The organism is Actinoplanes sp. NPDC000266, from assembly GCF_042899005.1.
GTDB lineage: Bacteria > Actinomycetota > Actinomycetes > Mycobacteriales > Micromonosporaceae > Actinoplanes.
In genome coordinates, this window is record NZ_JBIAZI010000003.1 from 582,944 (window position 1) to 601,330 (window position 18,387).

The 18,387-nt window shown below is 71.7% G+C and carries 17 protein-coding genes and 1 pseudogene (1 of these 18 running past the window's edge); 7 read left to right on the forward strand and 11 right to left on the reverse strand.

Features of this window, described 5'->3' with window-relative positions:
- The 6 genes from ACFY36_RS14145 to ACFY36_RS14170 form a co-directional block, all read right to left on the reverse strand.
- Window positions 1–3,740, reverse strand: the 5' portion of a protein-coding gene (locus ACFY36_RS14145) for an amino acid adenylation domain-containing protein (RefSeq protein WP_499746356.1). Its footprint begins 10,894 nt before the window's first position; 3,740 of the gene's 14,634 nt are visible here — the first part of the coding sequence; its start codon is at window positions 3,738–3,740; the stop codon falls past the left edge of the window.
- Between the two features lie 90 nt (window positions 3,741–3,830).
- Window positions 3,831–4,046 (reverse strand): MbtH family protein, encoded by a 216-nt coding sequence (locus tag ACFY36_RS14150; protein WP_360258146.1) that lies wholly within the window; start codon window positions 4,044–4,046, stop codon window positions 3,831–3,833.
- Entirely contained in the window at window positions 4,043–5,539 is a 1,497-nt protein-coding gene (locus ACFY36_RS14155) for a tryptophan 7-halogenase (protein WP_499746357.1), read from the reverse strand. The genes ACFY36_RS14150 and ACFY36_RS14155 overlap by 4 nt, the downstream gene beginning before the upstream one ends.
- A complete protein-coding gene (locus ACFY36_RS14160) occupies window positions 5,536–5,769 on the reverse strand; it encodes a phosphopantetheine-binding protein (protein WP_498686479.1) in 234 nt (77 codons plus the stop codon). The genes ACFY36_RS14155 and ACFY36_RS14160 overlap by 4 nt, the downstream gene beginning before the upstream one ends.
- Before the next feature lie 65 nt (window positions 5,770–5,834).
- Window positions 5,835–6,434, reverse strand: a complete 600-nt coding sequence (locus ACFY36_RS14165) for a GNAT family N-acetyltransferase (protein WP_499746358.1) — start codon at window positions 6,432–6,434, stop codon at window positions 5,835–5,837.
- Window positions 6,435–7,445 carry an ABC transporter substrate-binding protein gene (locus tag ACFY36_RS14170; protein WP_499746359.1) on the reverse strand — a complete coding sequence of 337 codons (1,011 nt, stop codon included), beginning with the start codon at window positions 7,443–7,445 and terminating at the stop codon, window positions 6,435–6,437.
- Window positions 7,446–7,619: 174 nt separating this feature from the next.
- Here ACFY36_RS14170 and ACFY36_RS14175 point away from each other — a divergent pair, with 174 nt between their 5' ends.
- The 4 genes and pseudogenes from ACFY36_RS14175 to ACFY36_RS14190 form a co-directional block, all read left to right on the forward strand.
- Window positions 7,620–8,642, forward strand: coding sequence for a FecCD family ABC transporter permease (locus ACFY36_RS14175; RefSeq protein WP_499746360.1), 1,023 nt, complete (start codon window positions 7,620–7,622; stop codon window positions 8,640–8,642).
- A gap of 104 nt (window positions 8,643–8,746) precedes the next feature.
- On the forward strand, window positions 8,747–9,718 hold the full coding sequence (locus ACFY36_RS14180; protein WP_499746361.1) for a FecCD family ABC transporter permease: 972 nt from the start codon (window positions 8,747–8,749) through the stop codon (window positions 9,716–9,718).
- Window positions 9,719–9,746: 28 nt separating this feature from the next.
- Window positions 9,747–10,661, forward strand: a complete 915-nt coding sequence (locus tag ACFY36_RS14185; RefSeq protein ID WP_499746362.1) for an ABC transporter ATP-binding protein — start codon at window positions 9,747–9,749, stop codon at window positions 10,659–10,661.
- Window positions 10,662–10,809: 148 nt separating this feature from the next.
- Window positions 10,810–11,811 (forward strand): annotated as a pseudogene (locus ACFY36_RS14190) (acyltransferase family protein); the annotation flags it as partial.
- A 33-nt stretch (window positions 11,812–11,844) separates the two neighbouring features.
- Here the strand turns inward: ACFY36_RS14190 and ACFY36_RS14195 are convergent.
- The 4 genes from ACFY36_RS14195 to ACFY36_RS14210 form a co-directional block, all read right to left on the reverse strand.
- Window positions 11,845–13,113, reverse strand: a complete 1,269-nt coding sequence (locus tag ACFY36_RS14195; protein ID WP_499746363.1) for an FAD-binding oxidoreductase — start codon at window positions 13,111–13,113, stop codon at window positions 11,845–11,847.
- Between the two features lie 36 nt (window positions 13,114–13,149).
- Window positions 13,150–13,911, reverse strand: coding sequence for an SDR family oxidoreductase (locus ACFY36_RS14200; protein ID WP_499746364.1), 762 nt, complete (start codon window positions 13,909–13,911; stop codon window positions 13,150–13,152).
- On the reverse strand, window positions 13,908–14,378 hold the full coding sequence (locus ACFY36_RS14205; protein ID WP_499746365.1) for a MarR family winged helix-turn-helix transcriptional regulator: 471 nt from the start codon (window positions 14,376–14,378) through the stop codon (window positions 13,908–13,910). The genes ACFY36_RS14200 and ACFY36_RS14205 overlap by 4 nt, the downstream gene beginning before the upstream one ends.
- Before the next feature lie 161 nt (window positions 14,379–14,539).
- Complete coding sequence (locus ACFY36_RS14210) at window positions 14,540–15,457, reverse strand: S66 peptidase family protein (RefSeq protein WP_499746366.1); 918 nt, start codon at window positions 15,455–15,457, stop codon at window positions 14,540–14,542.
- Window positions 15,458–15,640: 183 nt separating this feature from the next.
- Here ACFY36_RS14210 and ACFY36_RS14215 point away from each other — a divergent pair, with 183 nt between their 5' ends.
- Both ACFY36_RS14215 and ACFY36_RS14220 read left to right on the forward strand, forming a co-directional pair.
- On the forward strand, window positions 15,641–16,315 hold the full coding sequence (locus ACFY36_RS14215) for a response regulator transcription factor (RefSeq protein WP_499746367.1): 675 nt from the start codon (window positions 15,641–15,643) through the stop codon (window positions 16,313–16,315).
- Window positions 16,312–17,583, forward strand: a complete 1,272-nt coding sequence (locus ACFY36_RS14220; RefSeq protein ID WP_499746368.1) for a sensor histidine kinase — start codon at window positions 16,312–16,314, stop codon at window positions 17,581–17,583. The genes ACFY36_RS14215 and ACFY36_RS14220 overlap by 4 nt, the downstream gene beginning before the upstream one ends.
- 21 nt (window positions 17,584–17,604) lie before the next feature.
- Here ACFY36_RS14220 and ACFY36_RS14225 read toward each other — a convergent pair whose 3' ends face one another.
- Window positions 17,605–17,823, reverse strand: coding sequence for a hypothetical protein (locus tag ACFY36_RS14225; protein WP_499746369.1), 219 nt, complete (start codon window positions 17,821–17,823; stop codon window positions 17,605–17,607).
- Window positions 17,824–17,917: 94 nt separating this feature from the next.
- Between ACFY36_RS14225 and ACFY36_RS14230 the strand changes: the two genes are divergently transcribed.
- Window positions 17,918–18,370, forward strand: a complete 453-nt coding sequence (locus ACFY36_RS14230; RefSeq protein WP_499746370.1) for a MarR family winged helix-turn-helix transcriptional regulator — start codon at window positions 17,918–17,920, stop codon at window positions 18,368–18,370.
- Window positions 18,371–18,387 lie beyond the last annotated feature (17 nt).

The window sequence follows — 18,387 nt, forward strand, 5'->3', positions numbered from 1 at the left end:
AGCCGTTCGAGCGCGTCGTCGCCACGGCCGGCGACCGGCGTGCCGAGCGGGATGTCGTCCCCGGCGCCCATCCGGCTGAGCAGCGCGGCCACCGCGGCCTGCACGGTCATGAAGAGCGTGACGCCGTGACGCCGGGCCAGATCGCGCAGCCCCTCGCCGACCGGGAAGGTCACCGTGCCGCCCTCTTCGCTCGCGCGGGCCGGCCGGGGCCGATCGGTGGGCAGGCGCAGCGATTCGGGTACGCCCGCGAGGGCCGTACGCCAGTAGTCGACGTGCCCGTCCAGGTCGAGCCCGTTGTGCCAGGCGGCGTAATCGGAGTACCGGACCGGCAGCGGCGTCCACGCGGGCGCCTCGCCGCCCAGCCGGGCCGCGTAGGCGGTGGCCAGATCGTCGAGCATGGGTGTGAGGGACCACTCGTCACCGGCGATGTGGTGCACGACGAGGAGAAGGACGTTGTCGACGAGGTGGGCCCGGATCGGGGCCTCGACGGCGATGTCGAAGGGCTCACGCACGGCCTCGGCGATCGGCGTCCCGGTCCGCAGCTCGACCGCGGCCTCCCGGACCACCAGATGCGGCTCGCCGTCGCGGTCGGCGAACACCGTCCGCAGCGGTTCGTGCCGGGCCACCAGGTCGCCCAGCGCGGCCCGCAGGGCCTCGACATCGAGGGGACCGGAGAATTCCAGGGCGAGGGGCAGGTTGTACGTCGGGTTCGGGCCGTCCAGGCGGGACAGGAACCAGAGGCGGCGCTGAGCCGAGGACATCGCGTCGCCGGACCCGCGGGTGATGGCCCGGGCCGGGCGGGCGGTGCCGAGGCGGGCGGCCAGGGCGGCCACCGTCGGGGCGTCGAAGACGTCGCGCAACGACAGGTCGGCGCCGAAGAGGGTACGGACCCGGGCCGCGACCCGGGCCGCGAGCAGCGAATGGCCGCCGAGCGCGAAGAAGTCGTCGCGGCGGCCGACCGCGGGCACGCCGAGCACCTCGGTGAAGACGCCGGCCAGCATCTCCTCCTGCGGGGTGCGCAGCGCGTCCTCGGCGCCACCGCCGGCCAGCTCGGGCTCGGGCAGGGCGTTGCGGTCGAGCTTGCCGTTGGGGGTGGCCGGCAACTCGTCCAGCGCCACGAAGGCGGCCGGCACCATGTAGTCCGGCAGCGCCGAGGCGAGGGTCTCGCGCAGCCCGGCCGGCGAGGCGGTGCCGACGAAATACGCGACGAGACGCCGGTCGCCCGGCCGGTCCTCCCGGATCAGGGCGACGGCCCGCCGCACGCCCTCGGCGGCGGCCAGCGCGGCCTCGATCTCGCCGAGCTCGATGCGGAAGCCGCGCAGCTTCACCTGGTGGTCCACGCGCCCGAGCACGTCGAAATCGCCGTTCGCCCGCCGCCGGGCCAGGTCGCCGGTGCGGTACATGCGCTCACCCGGCACGAACGGGTCGGCCACGAAGCGGGAGGCTGTCAGCGAGGGCCGGTTCAGATATCCGAGCGCCACGCCCTCACCGGCGAGGTAGAGCTCGCCCGGGAAGCCGTCCGGCACCGGCCGCAGCGCCGCGTCGAGGACGTAGGCCCGGGTGTTCCAAATAGGACGCCCGACGGTGACCTCGTCCGCCTCGACGGGCGAGGCGGTCGACCAGATCGTCGTCTCGGTCGGCCCGTACAGGTTGGTGACCGAGGCCGCCGTCTCGCGCAGGGCGACCGCCAGGTCCGGCGGCAGGGCCTCGCCGCCGACGAGCACGCGCAGCCCGGACACGGCCGAGGTTCCCCCGGGCACGTCGGTCAGCGCCCGCCACAGCGTGGGCGTCGCCTGCACGACCGTGGCGCCGGTCGAGGCGACCATTTCCGCCAGCACGGCCGGGTCCTGGACCGCTTCCTTGGCCGCGATGACCACCGCGGCCCCGCTCAGCAAGGGCAGGTAGAGCTCGAGCGCGGAGATGTCGAAGCTGACCGTCGTCACGGCCAGGAGCCGATCCCGTTCCGTCAGCGGGATCAGCGCGCGCATCGACAGCAGGAAGTTGACGAGGTTGCGCCGGGTGACCACCACGCCCTTGGGCCGGCCGGTCGAACCCGAGGTGTAGAGAACGTAGGCTGCATCCTCGCTGACGGATCCGGGCCGCTCGAGCGAGGAGACGCCGTCCTCGCCGACCAGCAGGGCCGGGGCGCTGTCGGTCAGCATCCAGGCCAGCCGCTCCTCCGGGAACGACGGATCGAGCGGCAGATAGGCGGCGCCGGTCCGCTGCACCGCCAGCAGGGCGACGAGCAGATCGGCCGTGCGCGGCAGCCGGACGGCGACGATACGGCCCGGTGCCGCGCCGAGCGAGGACAGCCGGGCCGCGAGTTCCTCGACCCTCGCGCCCAGCTCGGCGTAGGTGAGCGTGGGACCGTCCGGCGTCGTCACGGCCACCGCCGACGGCGTACGGGAAATCTGGTCCCGCCACAGGGAATCGAAGCCCTCGGACGGCAGTGGCTGAACGGTGCCGTCGACCGCCGGACGGCCGGCCAGCCCGATGCGGCCGGTGGGAACGTCCGGGCCGGTCGCCGCGAGCGTGGTGAGCAGCGCGGTGAAGCGCGCGGCGTGCGCCTCCAGCTCGTCCGGGAAGTAGCGGGCCGGGTTCCCGTCGAGGACCACCTCGAGGACGTCACCGCCCCGGTCGTCCACGGTGATCGACAGGTCGTCGACCGGTCCGGCCGCGATGTAGCGCGGGGTGCCACGCCGGCCGGCGAAGCTCAGCGAGGCGCCGAACGGCTTGATGTTCACCCACGGCCCGACGAGCCGCCGTTCGCCGCCGACCAGGCCGAGGTCGCGGCGGATGTCCTCGCCGCGGTAGCGCTGGTGCGGCCGGATGGCCTTCACCTCTCCGGCGACCCGGCGGACCAGGTCGCCCACGCTCTGTGCCGGGCTGACCGGGATCCGCAACGGCACCACGTTGACCGCGGTGACCGGGACCCGGGCCGCGACCGAGCCGAGCCGTCCCATCATCGGCAGGCCCAGCACGACCTCGTCGCTTCCGGTGAGCCGGTGCACGTACAGGGCCGTGGCGGCCAGGATCGCCTCGACCCGGGTGGCGCCGAGCCCGTTGAGGCCGGCGGTGGCCGCAAGCGTGACGCGGTGGCGCAGGAAAGTGGGACTGGGCCGGGCCGGCCCGGCCGCCAGGTCGGGAACCTCGACTCCCGCGAGCCGGTCCCGCCAGAATGCGCGATCCTGTTCCCGCTTGGCCGACGAGCGGTAGGCGGCGTCCTCGGCGACCACGTCGGCCAGCGAACCGAACGGGTTGGGCGAGGGCGTCTCGTCGTTGGCCAGGGCGGTGTAGACGGCCGCGACCCGCTGCGCCACAAGCGCCGAGGTGTAGGCGTCCATGACGATGTGGTGGCAGCGCTGGTACCAGGTCCAGCGCCCGGGGCCGCGGCGGATCAGCGCCTCCGCGAAGACCGGGCCCGCTGCTAAATCGATAGGGGTGGCGAGATCGGCCCGCATCCACTGGTCGGTCTCGGCGTCGCCGAGGTCGAGCAGCTGGAGCCGCCAGTCCGGGTCGGCCACGATCTCCTGGCGCGGCTCCTCGGGCGTACCCCCGAATCGAGCGCGCAGCGCCTCGGCCTCGCCGAGCACCCACCGCAAGGCCCGCTCGAAGAGCGAGGGGTCGATGTCGCCGTCGATGTCCACGGCGGCGGCGGTGGTGAAGGCGGGTCCCGGGTCGAGGTGCTGTGCGTACCAGACACCGGCCTGGGCGGCGGAGAGTTCGAGGGGATCGGGCACGGTCGTGGGCTCCTTGCGGTGCTGAGCGCAGGGCGGAGCCCGCCGCGCCGGTGTCGGTCGGCGCGGCGGTCCCGCGGAACAGGGCAGCGGTTAGGCCGCGTCCATCCGGTCGATCAGGCTCTTGGGGCGCAGATCGGTCCAGTTCTTCTCGACGTACTCGAGGCAGGCGGCCCGGCTGTCCTCGCCGAACACGATCCGCCAGCCGGCCGGGACCTCGGCGAAGACCGGCCACAGCGAGTGCTGGTTCTCGTCGTTGACCAGCACGAGGTAGCGGCCGTCCTCGTCCTCGAAGGGATTCGTCGTCACTTGGCCTCCTCCGTCCACGCCAGACCGTCCGGGCTGGGCACGAGGCCGGCCTCGAGCAGCGGAGCCTCGAACGCGTCCTCGCCGCGCACACCGCGGACCTGGATGTTGTTCATCTCGGTCATCACCTCGCGCACCACGGGAGTGCCGAACAGGTGGTGCATGCGCTCGCCGGACTCGGTCTGCATGCTGCCGGTGCGCTCGACCGCGTCGGCCAGGCCGGCCGACGACTTCTGGAACTCCTCGACCAGCGCGCCGGCGTTGGTGAAGGCCTGCTCGCCGGAGTGCACGCCTCCGACCAGGGTGGCGAACGCCTCGAGGTCGGTCGCCTCCAGGTTGGTGACCTTGCGGGCCTTCCAGAAGTACGAGTCCTCGTTGCTCTGCATGTCGTAGAAGGCCGACAGGAACTCGTAGAACACGCGGTACTCGCGGCGGTAGCGGCCCTCGAACTCCTCGAAGGCGCGGTCCTCGGTGATGTCGCCGGCCAGCACGCTGTTGATGGAACGGGCGGCGAGCAGGCCCGCGTACGTCGACAGGTGCACCCCGGTCGAGAAGACCGGGTCGATGAAGCAGGCCGCGTCGCCCACCAGCACCATGCCGGGGCGGTGGAACGAGCTGTTGGTGTACGAGTAGTCCTTGCGGGTGCGGATCTCACCGTACGTGCCCTCGGTGACCCGGGTCGCGTCGCTCAGGAAGCCCTTGACGATCTCGCAGCGGTCGATGAAGCCGCGCAGCGAGGTCTCCTGGTCGCCCTGGAGCTTGGCCGCGTGCTCGCGCGAGATGACCGCGCCGACGCTGGTGAGCGTGTCCGACAGCGGGATGTACCAGATCCAGCCCTCGTCGAAGGCGGCGCACAGGATGTTGCCGGAGTCGGGTGCCGGCAGGCGCTTGCCGCCCTCGAAGTAGCCGAAGATGGCGATGTTCTTGAAGAAGTCGGAGTAGATCCGTTCGCCGCGCACGTTCTGGTGGATCCGGCTGCGGTTGCCGGAGGCGTCGACCACGAAGGACGCCCGGATCTCGCGCTGCACGCCGTCGGTGCCGGTGTACCGGACGCCGCGTACCCGCTCATCGTCGGCGATGACCTCGGTGACCGCGCTCTCCTCGCGCACGTCGACGCCGTTGGCGGCGGCGTTGCGCAGCAGGATCTCGTCGAACTTCATGCGCTCGACCTGGTAGGCGTACGAGGTCGGGCCGGACAGCTCGGGGGCGACCGCGAACAGGAAGTTCCACGGGACCGGGTTGGTGCCCCAGCGGAAGCTGCCGCCGCGCTTGACCGTGAACGCGGCCTTCTCGAGCTCCTCGGTGACGCCCAGCAGGCGGCCGATGCCGTGCACCGTGGACGGCAGCAGCGACTCGCCGATCTGGTAGCGCGGGAACTTCTCCTTCTCCAGCAGCACCACGCTGTGACCGCGCTTGGCGAGCAGGGTGGAGACGGTCGAGCCGCCGGGGCCACCGCCCACCACGACCACGTCGGCGTTCTCGACAACCGGGCTCATCGCTGCGCCTCCACCAGGGTGTACCAGGCCTTCACAGTGGGCTCCTGCGCCAGATCGAGGTATCCGGCCTCGAATCCGGCCTCACGCCACCGGGTCGCGAGGCTCATGAGCCGGATCGAGTCGAGGCCGCGGTCGATGAGGTTGTCGTCGTCGGCGAACGTGCCGGGCTCCTCGGCGAGCACCTCGGCGACGTCGCTGCGCAGACGTTCGAGGCTCAGGGATGCGGTCATCAGCGCTCTTCCTTCGGGGGTTTGTTAGGTAAGGCTTACCTGATCGTTTCGCGTGAGTAAAGGATTCATCTCCCTCTTTCTGCGGATAAGTCGTAGATGTGCAGCGCAGCCCGCTTGTGTCCAAGATCTCGGACACCCATCAACTGAAAATCCGCGCCCTCGAACATGCGCCGGGCCACCACGTGCCGCTCGTCAGGATCGGCCAGGATCCTTCCCGTACGGGGATCACTCTGGTGGAGGCCGGCGGCGACGGCCCGCACCATGGCGCGCCCGAGCCCGCGCCCGGTTCGGGTCTTGTCGCCGATGGCCAGATGGATTCCGAGGTCGTACGGGCCGGCGTCGTACACCTGCCCGACGACGTCCCGCGGCGTCCGGTAGATCTCGACGTACGCGAGCGGCTCACCGTCGTACAAAATGATGTAAGGCCTGGAGAAGTCGCCCTTGAGCTGCTCGGCGATGGCATCGGCCCACCGCGCGGGCGGCCACGCCTGCTCCCAGAACTTCTCGACGTGCGGCTCGTTCATCCAGCGGCTGACGAGCTCGGGATCGCCGCCGCCGGGGTCGATGAGGCGCAGGGACCAGGGTGGCGTCAGTACGGGGGCCGGAGGTGGCCCCGCCGCGACCACGGCCGCGGCGAGACCGACCGTCACCTCACGGGTGGACACTCAGGAAGCTGCCTTGGCCGCGGTGGCGATCGTCGGCAGCACGTCGGTGATGATGTACTGCACCGACAGCGGCGTCGGGGTACGCAGCGAGCTGAACTGCGGGCCGGTCAGGGCGACGTACGACTTGCGCTTGACCGAGGCGAGGTTCTTGAACAGCGTGTTGCCCTCGAGGGTGGGCTGCAGCGACGGCTCGGCGTAGTAGATCAGCGTGGTGTCGGCGTCGAGCACGCCGACCTTCTCCAGGCTGAGCTGGACGGCGAAGTCGTCACCCTTGAGCGCGGCCACGGCCGGCGCCAGCTTCATGCCGAAGTCGTTGAGCATCTTGACGCCGGCGTCCTTGTCGGAGCGCAGCACGCCGATCGAGCCGGCCTCCCACATCTGGCTGAGCGTGAACTCCTTGCCGGCCAGCTCCGGGTGGTCGGTCTTCGCCTTGGCGATCTTCCCCTCGACGTCGGCGATGATCGGGTCGGCCTTGGCGTCCTGGCCGATCGCCTTGGCCACCTGCTTGAGGGTGGTCTGCCACGGGTCCTCGAAGGCGCCGGTGGTCTCGTAGGCGGTGGTCGGCGCGAGCTTGCTGAGCTTGGCGTACTCGTCGTCGATGTAGTAGTCGCCGCCGGCCAGGATGAGGTCGGGCGCCAGCGCCGCGATCTTCTCCACGTCGAAGCCGGTGTCACCGGCCGTGAGCACGGTGGGCTTGGAGGTGAGCAGGGGCTTGGCCCACTCGGTGATGCCGTCCGGCCCGGACGACTCGGCCACGCCGACGGGCTGCACGCCGAGCATGAGCAGCGCGTCGAGGTCGGCGTCGGAGAGCGCCACGATCCGCTGTGGAGCGGCCTTGACCTCGGCGGTACCCAGCTTGTGGGTCAGCGAGACCGGGAAACTGGCGGCGGCCGCAGTGGACGCACCGGGCGCCGCGGCGCCGTCGGCGTCATCGCCTCCACACCCGCTGAGCAGGGCAAGCCCGGCGCTGGCGGCGATTCCCGCCGCGAAGACACGTCTGGCTAAGGACATTTCGGACCTCACGTTCGCAGGTTAGGTTTGCCTAAGCTAAGCGACGTCCGTTCGTGGGGGCAAGGCCGGGTCCCGGTTTTGGTAAGGCTAACCTTCCATCGACGGATTGCACGAGACTGTGCACTGTTAGTTGGCACGGATGCCCACTGTGCTGGGTTTTCTTGGGAGGGACAGTTGTCGGTCGATGTCCGGCTCGCCGGTCCGTCCCGTCGGGTGTGGGTGCTGGTCACACTGCTCGCGGCGGTGACCGTGGCCGTGGTGTTGAGCTTGGCGATCGGTGCACAGTGGCTCAGCCCCGCCGCGGTGTGGCAGGCGGTCACCGACCCGGATCCGGCCGCGCCGGCCACGGCGATCGTGCGGGAGCTGCGCCTGCCCCGTACCGTCCTGGGCGTCCTGGTCGGACTGGCGCTGGGCGCGGCGGGCGCCCTGATCCAGGGTCACACCCGCAACCCGCTGGCCGACCCGGGCCTGCTGGGCATCTCGGCCGGGGCGTCCTTCGCGGTGGTGATCGGCATCCAGTGGGGCACGGCCGAGCTCACCGGCTACATCTGGTTCGCGTTCGCCGGCGCCCTGGCCGCGAGCGTGGCCGTCTTCGGCATAGCGTCGGGCCGCCGCGGAGGCCCGACCCCGGTGACGCTGGCCCTGGCCGGCATGGCGATCAGCGCCCTGCTGGCATCGTTCACGCAGTCCCTGCTCCTGTCGGACGACGCCAGCCTGAACGTCTTCCGCTTCTGGGTGGTCGGCTCCTTGTCCGGCCGCGACGCCGACGTGGCGGTGCAGGTGCTCCCGTTCATCGTGCTCGGCCTGCTGCTGGCCTTCGTGAACGCACCGGCCCTGAACGCCCTGGGCCTGGGCGAGGACGTGGCCCGCGCCCTGGGCCAGCGGGTGATGACGGCCCGGGTGGTAGGCGTGACAGCCATCGTCCTGCTGGCCGGCGCCGCCACCGCGGCCTGCGGCCCGATCGGCTTCCTGGGCCTGATCGTCCCGCACGTGGCCCGCACCTTCACGGGCCCCGACCACCGCTGGCTGATCCCTTGCTCGGCCTTGGCCGGCGCCACGTTGCTGCTGCTGGCCGACGTCCTGGGCCGCATCGTCGTCAGCCCGGGCGAGCTGCAGACCGGAATCGTCCTGGCCGCCGTAGGCGCCCCCTTCTTCATCGCCCTGGTCCGCCGCCGCCGAGGGGTTGTCAAGCTGTGACCCAAGCACCCCCCGCACCCCCCGCACCCGCGGCCCCCTTGTCCCCCGCCGGCCGGCGCGTGGTCCAGGCAGGCCCCATCTCGGGCACAGTCTCACCGCGCGCCGTGGCCGTCGGCGCAGCCGGCCTGGTCGCGGCCCTGGCGATCGCCGTCTTCAGCATCGGCCACGGCAGCTTCACGATCGCCCCCGGCGACGTCGTCCAGGTGCTTCTGGGCGGTGGCACCCCCGCCCAGAAGCTGATCGTGCTCGACCTGCGCCTCCCCCGCATCCTCGTCGCCCTGCTCGTGGGCGCGGCCCTGGCCGTCTCGGGCGCGCTCACCCAGACCTTCGCCCGCAACCCTTTGGCCAGCCCCGACGTCCTGGGGGTGACACACGGGGCGTCGCTCGGCGCGGTCGCCGTCATCGTCCTCGGCTACTCCTCCTCCGCGGTGCCGGTGGCGGCGCTGGCCGGGGCGCTGGTCACCGCCGTGCTCGTCTACGTCCTGGCCTGGCGCCGGGGTATCGACGGCTTCCGCCTGGTGCTCGTAGGCATCGGCGTAGGCGAGATCCTCACCGCCGGCATCTCCTGGTTCCTGGTCCGCGCCGAGATCGTCGACGCCACCCGAGCCACGATCTGGCTCAACGGCTCGGTCGCCGGCGCCGAATGGACCCAGGTCCGCCCCCTCTCGATAGCGCTGGTCGTCCTCCTCCCCCTGGCCGTGGCCACGGCCTTCACCCTGCAGGCGATGCAGTTCGACGACGACGTGGCCCAGGCCTTGGGCATACGTCTCCAACTGGCCCGCCTGGCGGTCGTCCTCACCGCGGTAGCCCTGGCCGCGGCCGCGGTGGCCGCCGCCGGCCCGATCGAGTTCGTCGCCTTCGTGGTCCCCCAGATCGCCCTCCGTCTCTGCGGCGGCTCACGCCCGCCGCTGGTGGTCTCCGCGATTCTCGGCGCCCTGCTGGTCGTGGCCGCCGACCTGGCCGCCCGAACGGTCCTGCCCAACCGCGAACTGCCGGTAGGCCTGGTGACAGCTGTCGTCGGCGCCCCCTATCTGCTCTGGCTGCTCGTACGCGTCAATCGAAGGGTGTCCGCATGACCGTCCTGACGAGCTCGGAGCGTCACCGATGACCGCGGCCAACAACGAGCACCTCACCGCCCAGCCCGCCCCGCAGTCCACCGCGCCCTCCCCCGAGGCCCCGCTCTCGGTCGATGTGACCCCCTCCATCGCGGCCCCGGCCCCGGCCGCGTCGCGCGAGCCGCGGCTGCGGGCGCGTGGCCTTCGGCTCGGCTACGGCGAGGACATCGTCGTGGACGGGCTCGACCTGGACATCCCGGACGGCGCGATCACCGCGGTGGTCGGGCCGAACGGCTGCGGCAAGTCGACCCTGCTGCGCGCCCTCGGCCGCCTGCTGCGCCCCCGCGACGGCGAGGTGCTCCTCGACGGCCGGCGCGTCGACAAGATGCCCACCCGCGAAGTCGCCCGCATCATCGGCCTGCTGCCCCAGAGCCCGGTCGCACCCGACGGCCTGACGGTCGCCGACCTGGTCATGCGGGGCCGGCACCCGCACCAGAACTGGTTCCGCCAGTGGTCGCCCACCGACCAGAGCGTCGTGACCGAGGCCCTCGAGTGGACCGACATGCGGGAGCTGGCCGAGCGCCCGGTGGACGCCCTCTCCGGAGGCCAGCGCCAGCGCGCCTGGATCTCCATGGCCCTGGCCCAGGGCACAGAGGTCCTTCTGCTGGACGAACCGACGACCTATCTGGACCTGAGTCACCAGATCGACGTGCTCGATCTGGTGGCCCGCCTCCACCGGGAGCGTGGCCGGACCATCGTCATGGTCCTGCATGATCTGAACCTGGCGGCTCGTTACGCCCACCACGTGGTGGCCATGAAGGACGGCCGTATCGTGGCGCAGGGCTCCCCCGAGTCGGTCTTCACGGTGGAGCTGCTGGCCGATGTTTTCGGGCTGGCGGCGCTGGTTGTTCCGGACCCGGCGACGGGAACGCCGCTTGTCGTGCCTCTCCCTCGGTCCGCATGATCTGCCTCCTGTCGTTGTCGCCCCTGAAGCCTCACACCGCGCGCCTCGCCTGTCGTCATACCTGGGTCGGTCATACCGTGGTCTGACGACTTCTCCGGTCCTTCTCCGTACCTTCGTCGGCAAGACCAATCCGGCGTGAGGGGCGGCGATGAAGGCACTGGTTCGGCGAATCTCTGCGGCGACGCCACCAGGACGCGACCGTGGCGTCGACGGGTTGCGGGCCGTCGCCGTGCTGGGCGTGGTGCTCGGTCATTGGCTGGTCACCGCGCTCGACGCCGGCTTCCACACGTCGAGCCCGTTGCATTACGAGCCTCGCCTCGTGCCGGTGAGCTGGCTGTTCCAGACCCTCGCGGTCTTCTTCCTCGTGGGCGGCCTGATGACGCGGCCCGGCGCGCGTTATGGCCCGTGGATCTCGGCGCGGCTCTCCAGATTGTTCCGCCCGGTCGGCGCTCTGGTGGCCGTGTGGAGCGTGGTCGCCCTTCTCGCGCCGGGCGCGCCGGTGAGGCTTGTGTTGAGCCCGCTGTGGTTCCTGCTGGTGTTCGCCGCGTTGACGGCTGCTGCGCCCCTGCTCCGCCATGTCCATCCGGTGTGGCCGCTGGCCGCTGTCGCGGCGATCGACCTCGTCCGGCTCGGACTCGACGGGCCGGCCGAGCTCGGCTTGGTCAATGTGGCTGCCGGCTGGGCGGTCCCCTTCACGCTCGGAATGGCGTGGGCGCGGGGCCGGTTCCGCGACCGAGCCACCCTCTGGATGCTGCTTCTCGGTGGCATCGCGGCGACCGTCGTGCTGGTTCGCTGGTGTGGCTATCCCGCGTCGATGGTCGGCGTCCCGGGCGACGGTTTCTCCAACCTCGACCCGCCGAGTCTCGCGGCCGTGACGTTCGGATTGGCTCAGTGCGGCGCCGCCGGCCTCCTGCTCGATCCGCTGCGCCGATGGCTCTCGCGCCCGGCGGCGTGGTTGCCCGTGGCCCTGACCAACCTGCACGCCATGACTGTCTTTCTCTGGCACCAGAGCGCTCTGATCACCTTGACCGCGGTGGCGCTGACGGCCGGCCGGGCGGTGCCGGGCCTGCACACCATGCCGGCAGGCCCCGGCTGGATCCTCGCCCGGCTCGTGTGGCTGCCCGTCCTGGCCGCGGTTCTCGTGGTCTTCTGCCTCGCCTTCCGCCGCCTGGAGCGTCGTTCCTCAGGTCCGGACCGGCGCCGCCACCGGGAAGTTCTGGTTGAAGACGTCGTCCGGGTCGACCAGCTGCTTGATGTCCCGCAGGCGGCTGAGGGTCGCCGCCGGGAAGGCGGCGTCGAGCAGCTCGCTGGAGAAGCCGGTCTCGAAGCTCAGGTAGAGCCCGTCCACCACCGGCCGCACCCGCTCCCAGGCCTCGTCGAAGGTCCGCCCTCCGGTGCTGGAGATGGCGGTCACCGAGAAGTTCTGGTGGCGGTGGGCGTACGCGGTGGCGTCCTCCGCGATGTCGTTGACGGCACCGCCGGTCGAGCGGATCTGGAGCATCTCGGCGGCGCCGGACCCGGCGAGCTCGGCCAGCCGGGCGGCGATCGGATCATCGAGGTGGACCACGAGTCCGGTGTGCGTGGTCGCTCCCTGTTGTCCGCGGTGCGGGGCGTGGGTGGGTGCGACCACCCCAGCGTAGGGCACGAGTTGCGCGCGCTGGCCGAGCACGGGCGCGACGGCCGTGAAGGGCCCGAAGGCGCGGCCGGCCCGTTGCGGGTCGTCCCCGGCGTAGACGACGGTGGCGAGCGCGAAGCCGCCACCCATCAGGTAGAGGAAAGCCGAGATCTCACGGGGCGCCGACTCGACCGTCTCGCCCCAGGCGCGAAGGAATCGCTCGACGTCGTCGATCTGGTACTGCAGGGTGGCGTGGCCGACCACAGGCACGCGGTCGGCCCGGAAGTCGAACGATGTGACGATGCCGATGTTCGCCCCGGCGCCGCGGAGAGCCCAGAAAAGGTCAGGGTCGTGCTCGGCGTCGACCCGCCGCGTCATGCCGTCGGCGGTGACGAGTTCGGCCGCGACCAGGTGGTCGATCGTGAGACCGTGCGCCCGGCCCATGAGGCCGATCCCGCCGGTGGTGGCGAGGCCGCCGACACCGACGTCGCCGGAATCGCCCGAGCTGATCGCCAGACCCCATGGGTGCAACGCGGCGGCGACGTCGCCCCATCGAGCTCCTGGGCCGATGCGGACCAGATCTCCGTCGATTCGCTCGACGGTGTTCAGGCGGCCGAGGTCGATGACGGTGCCGTCCACGTTGGTGGCGACGCTGCTGATCCCGTGGCCGCCGCTGCGCACCGACAGCGGGCCGCCGGCGTCACGGGCGAGGCGCAAGGCTTCGACGACCTCGGCGGTGGAGGACGGCCGGGCCACGGCGGCCGGTCGGCCGGTGGCGGTGTAGACATCCCGGACGGCCGGGTAGAGCCGGTCGCCGGGCCTGACGACTTCAAGCATCGGAAAGCTCCTCGAACGTACCCGCCGGATGGCGGTTCAGGCGGGGTGCGGGCCTTCGGTGAGGTCCACGAAGTAGTGCAGGTCCTCGCCGGCGAGCGGGCTGGAGCCGGCGACCAGTTCGGCGATGTGGGTGCCGACGTGGGTGGCCGGGATCCAGCGCTCGTCGTCGACGCCGGCCAGCTGACGGGCTCGGGTGCGGATCACGCCGAGGATCACCTCGTAGACCCGGGGGCCGCGCCCGCCGAGCTCGGCGGCGATGGTCCTGGTCATCGACTTGGTGGCGGCCGCGGTCAGCGCTACGCCGCCGGCACCGGGAAAGGGCAGGTCGGCGCTCAGGCCGTTGAGCTGCGCGATCATCCCGCCGGGGGCGAGCACCGGGAGGAAGGCACGGTAGGCGCGGAAGATCGTGGTCTGGTTCTGCAGGATCAGCTCGTCCCACTCGGCGTCGGTGAGCGCCAGCAACGGCTTGCGGCCCTGGCGGCCCCAGTCGGCGACGCTCAGGACCACACCGGCGAACTGTCCGTACGCGGTCTTCAATTCGGTCGCGCGTTCACCGAGCGCCGGGTCGAGCAGGTCCAGGGTCTCGCCGTGAAGCCGAGGGTCGCCGACACGGGCGGCGAAGTCGTCGAGCGTGCCCTGCCGCCGTGAGGTGACGACGACGGTGGCGCCCCTGTCCAGCAGGGCTCGGGTGACGCCCTCGCCGACGCCGCCGGCGCCGCCGATGATCAGCACGGTCTTGCCGGTGAGGTCGGTGCCTGAGGTTGCCCAAGTGGGCGACTCGAAGGTGGTTGTGCTCATTTGGTGTGCTCAGCTTTCTTCTGCACGTGGTCGAGCAAGGTCTGCAGGGTGGTGTCGAGATGGTCGAGCTGCTCGGGGTCGAGGGCCTCGGTGAACCAGCTCCGGGCCGAGCGCAGGTGAGGGCCGAGCGCCTTGCGATAGGCGGTGCGGCCCTCATCGGTCAGGGCGACCACTGCGGCACGGCCGTCGCCGGCCTCGCCGCGGCCCCGGCGCACCAGACCGCGCTCCTCCATGCGCCGCAGCTGATGGGAGAGGCGGCCCGTGTCCCAGCCGAGGGCCCGGGCGCAGCCGGTGGAGCGCATGGTGCCGTCGGGCGCCGAAGCGAGTTGGGCGAGCACCGTGAAATCGGCCTCCGAGAGCTGCGCGTCGGCCCACAGGTCCCGGCCCACCTCCCGTCGCACGACCTCGCCCAGAACGATGAAGTTCTGCCACACACGCCGCTCCGCGGCCGTCATTCTTCCTGACACGTCAGCAAACCTAGAACTTTGCTGACACGTCAGCAAGTGATGTGCATCGCCCGGCAGAGTGAGGGGCGGCCCCGCGCGAACCGGGCGCAGAGGGGTGGGGCAGTGCGAGCGAGACGACGGCGCCGGGCGGCGCAGGAGGTGCAGCGCGGGGCGCGGGTGGGTTAGAGGGCGGGGGCGGCGACGGTTAGGGAGCCGGCTGTTGCGTTCAGGTGGGCGTGGACGCCTAGGCCTACGGCTGTCTGTTCGGGGCCGTGGCCTATCGGGAGGCCGCCCAGGACGGGGACGCCCAACTGGCCCAGCTCGGCTGACAGGTAGTCGATCACCGGAGGGCTTGGGTCGAGGTCCGTGCAGTCGGTGAACTGGCCTATGGCTATGCCGGCCAGGTTGGAGAGCCAACCGGCGCGGCGTAGGTGGACCAGCATGCGGTCTACCCGGTAGGGCTCCTCGTTCACGTCCTCCAGCAAGAGGATCGCGCCTGTGGTGTTCAGGGCGTGTGGGGTGCCGATCGTGGAGGTCAGCATGGCCAAGTTGCCGCCCAGCAAAGGGCCCTCGGCGAGGCCGGGCACACGTACCGGGAACGTGTCCTCCGCGCTGTCGGCTTCGACCTGCACTGGAGTGGAGGTCATCAGGGCGTGTCGCAAGGACTGGGCGGAAAGGGTGTCGGGGCCCCGGTCGAGCTGGCCGGCGGTGGGGCCGTGGATCGTGGCCAAGCCGGTCTCGTGCCACAGGGCCGCGTGGAGGGCGGTGATGTCGGAGAAGCCGGCGATCAGCTTGGGGTCGGCTCGTACGGCGTTGAAGTCGACGCCGTCGACTATGCGCTGCATTCCGTAGCCGCCTCGCAGGCAGAGGATGGCTCGCACGGACGGGTCGCGCAAGGCGTTGTTCAAGTCGGCCAGGCGCTGGTCGTCGGTGCCGGCCAGGTTTCCGTGGCGGCTGTGAGCGTTGGCGCCTACCCGGACTCGCAAGCCCCACTTCTCCAGGGTGCTTGCCGCGGCCTCCGTCCGTGCCGGGTCGATGGCCCCCGATGGGGACACCAGCGCGACCAGGTCGCCGGCTACCAGACGCTGCCCTTGGATCATGGAACGCAGCCTACGCTCCGCGTTCAGGACCGCTGCCGCGCTTCAGGGGCAGGCGGAGCGCCTGACGCTCGGGGTCAGGTGAGCTCGACCGGCGGGGTGAGGCGGTGCCGGGTCGGACTGGGAAAAGTTGAGATGACAACATTCTTCTGGTCAGAGACCAGCCGGATATGTCATCGTCAATCGGTGCGAGGTGGACGATCACACCGGCTTCTGCTCGTCGAGGACGACGTGGAGCTGAGCGAGATGCTCTCCGACGTGCTGACCGACGACGGCTACGAGGTCGACCGGGCCCCGGACGGGCAGCGCGGGCTGCATCTGGGGCTCACCCGGCCGTACGACGTGATGGTCATCGATCGTCTCTTACCCGCGCTCGACGGGCTCGATCTGCTCGCCCGGCTGCGGGCGCGGGCGGTGCCGGCCCGGGCGCTGATGCTCACCGCGCTCGGCACCGTCGGCGACCGCATCGCCGGGCTGGACGCGGGGGCCGACGACTATCTGGCCAAGCCCTTCGACCTCGACGAGCTCAGCGCCCGCCTGCGCGCCCTCTGCAGGCGCACGCCGGAGCCGGCCGACGTGCTGCGCATCGGCGGCGGCGGGCTGCTCGATCTGGCCCTGCGCGACGTCGTGCTGCCCGACGGCGGGCGGGTGGCCCTGTCGGCCCGCGAGTTCGAGCTGCTGCGGGTGCTGGCCGCCCGGCCGCACAACGTGCACTCGCGCTCGCAGCTGCGCAGCCGCGTCTTCGACGAGGCCGCCGCCGCGTCCATCGTGGACACGTACGTCTACTACCTGCGGCGCAAGCTCGGGCGGGCCGTGGTCCGCACCGTTCACGGCCTCGGCTATCGGCTGGGTTCGCTGTGACCGGCTCGGAACGTGCCCTCGTGCGCCGGGCCCGGCTGCGGATGGGCCTGTTCGTGGGGCTCGCCGTGGGCGTGCTGCTGACTCTGGTCGGTGGCATCGCGTACGCCACGCTGGTCGCCAACCAGGAACGGCAGATCCAGCGGGAGCTGGCCTGGGGCGCCGAGCACGGCACGGTCTCGGGCCCGGTCGGCTGCAACTGGATCATCACCTTGTCGTCCGGTGTCGTGAGCGCCGGGCCGGTCGCACCGCCCACCGGATTCCCGTTGCGGGCCGCCCTGGACCGGGTGGCGGCCGGCGGCGACCGGGAGATCACGACGGTCGCCCGCAACGGCACGACCTATCACGTACGGACCGAGTCCACCGCCCGCGGCGTCGTGCAGGTCGTCTTCGACGCCCGCTACCAGCTGGCCGACCGGCGGCACCTGCTGTGGGCGTTCGCCGTGGCCGCCCTGGCCGGCCTGCTGGCCGCCATGGCCACCGGCGCCGTCGTGGCCCAGCGCTCGGTGGCGCCGCTGGCCGAGGCGCTGTCGCGGCAGCGGCGCTTCGTGGCCGACGCCAGCCACGAGCTGCGCACGCCCATCGCCCAGGTCCACACCCGGGCCCAGATGCTGGCCCGCCGCACCGGGCGGCCCGAGCGGCGCGACCTGGAGCGGCTCATCGGCACCACCCGGCAGCTGGGCGAGATCGTCGACGAGCTGCTGCTGTCGGCGCAGCTCGCGGCCGACCCCCGGCACCGCCCGGCGGCCGAGGCGGTCGACCTGACCGCCCTGGCCACGGCGGCCGCGGCCGGCGAGGCCGAGCGGGCGGCCGAACGCGAGGTGACGCTGACCTGTTCCACGCCCGGCGGCCCGGTGCTGGTGGCCGGCGTCGAATCGGCGCTGCGGCGCGTCGTCTGCGAGCTGCTGGCCAACTCCTTGAAGCACACACCGGCCGGCGGCCGCATCACGGTGAGCGTGCGGGCCGACCGCGACCGGGCCGAGGTGGTGGTGGCCGACACCGGGGACGGCTTCGACCCGGCCGACGCCGACCACATCTTCGACCGCTTCCACCGCGGCGCCGGCGCGGGCGAACGCCGCTTCGGCCTGGGCCTGGCCCTCCTGAAGGAGGTCGTGACCAGCCACGGCGGCACCATCACGGCCGAGGGCCGTCCCGGGCTGGGCGCGACCTTCACCGTACGGCTGCCGGCGCTCAACCCCCAGCGTTCCCCGCGCTCGTCGCGGCGCCTCTTCCCGATCCACCCACGGCGGGACTTCGCCTGGCGCCGGTGACGGGCGCCGGGAACAGCGTCGTCAGCGGCGGCGGAACCAGCCCCGGTTGCGGGGGACCCTGGGGCGGGCCTCGCACTCCTTGCACTGCGCGGCCACGGTGAGCTGATCGGCCATCAGCGCCGAGTGGGAGCGGCAGATGCGCCGCCCGCAGTCGGCGCATCGGCGATGCGTCACCACATTGCACTTCACGCCCGAGCTCAGGGGAAGCTCGCAACCCAGCACAATCAGTGATCTAGTCACAGGGCGCAGTGTGCCAGCCACACGAAGATCAGTCCAGAGCTCTTGCAAAAGGGTCAACCGCATGCAATTTGCACGGAGCCGTAGGGTAGTGATGATGGCACAGAACGACTCCCTCGAGCTGGCCCGGCAGATGACCGTCTTCGGCGCGCTGGGCCGGGTGCTGCGGCGGGCCGTCCGGCGGGTCGCTTCGGTCGACCGGCTCTCGATGGCCCAGGTCGAGGTGCTGCGGGCCGTCGAGGCCCATCCGGGCATCGGCACGCGCGCGGCGGCCGAGCTGCTCCAGCTGGTTCCGAACACGGTCTCGACCATCATCGGCGAGCTCGTGACGGCGGGGCTGATCACCCGCGTACGGGATGAAACCGATCGTCGTGTCGCCCGCCTGAACCTGACCGCCCAGGGTGAGAAACACCTGGCCTCGTGGGGAGAGACGCAGGACGCGGTGCTGGCGGCGGCGCTGGAGGGGCTGGACGAGGCCGACCGGGACGCCGTGCGGGAGGCGCTGCCCGCGGTCCGGCGGCTGCTCGCCGTGCTGGAGTCGGACTCTTAGGGAGCTCTTAGTCTCGT

Bases quoted from the DNA above. Each gene is read 5' to 3' on its own strand.
- ACFY36_RS14200 (WP_499746364.1), bottom strand. From the start codon at position 13,911: ATGAGCACAACCACCTTCGAGTCGCCCACTTGGGCAACCTCAGGCACC.
- ACFY36_RS14185 (WP_499746362.1), top strand. From the start codon at position 9,747: ATGACCGCGGCCAACAACGAGCACCTCACCGCCCAGCCCGCCCCGCAG.
- ACFY36_RS14210 (WP_499746366.1), bottom strand. From the start codon at position 15,457: ATGATCCAAGGGCAGCGTCTGGTAGCCGGCGACCTGGTCGCGCTGGTG.
- ACFY36_RS14195 (WP_499746363.1), bottom strand. From the start codon at position 13,113: ATGCTTGAAGTCGTCAGGCCCGGCGACCGGCTCTACCCGGCCGTCCGG.
- ACFY36_RS14170 (WP_499746359.1), bottom strand. From the start codon at position 7,445: ATGTCCTTAGCCAGACGTGTCTTCGCGGCGGGAATCGCCGCCAGCGCC.
- ACFY36_RS14155 (WP_499746357.1), bottom strand. From the start codon at position 5,539: ATGAGCCCGGTTGTCGAGAACGCCGACGTGGTCGTGGTGGGCGGTGGC.
- ACFY36_RS14160 (WP_498686479.1), bottom strand. From the start codon at position 5,769: ATGACCGCATCCCTGAGCCTCGAACGTCTGCGCAGCGACGTCGCCGAG.
- ACFY36_RS14230 (WP_499746370.1), top strand. From the start codon at position 17,918: ATGGCACAGAACGACTCCCTCGAGCTGGCCCGGCAGATGACCGTCTTC.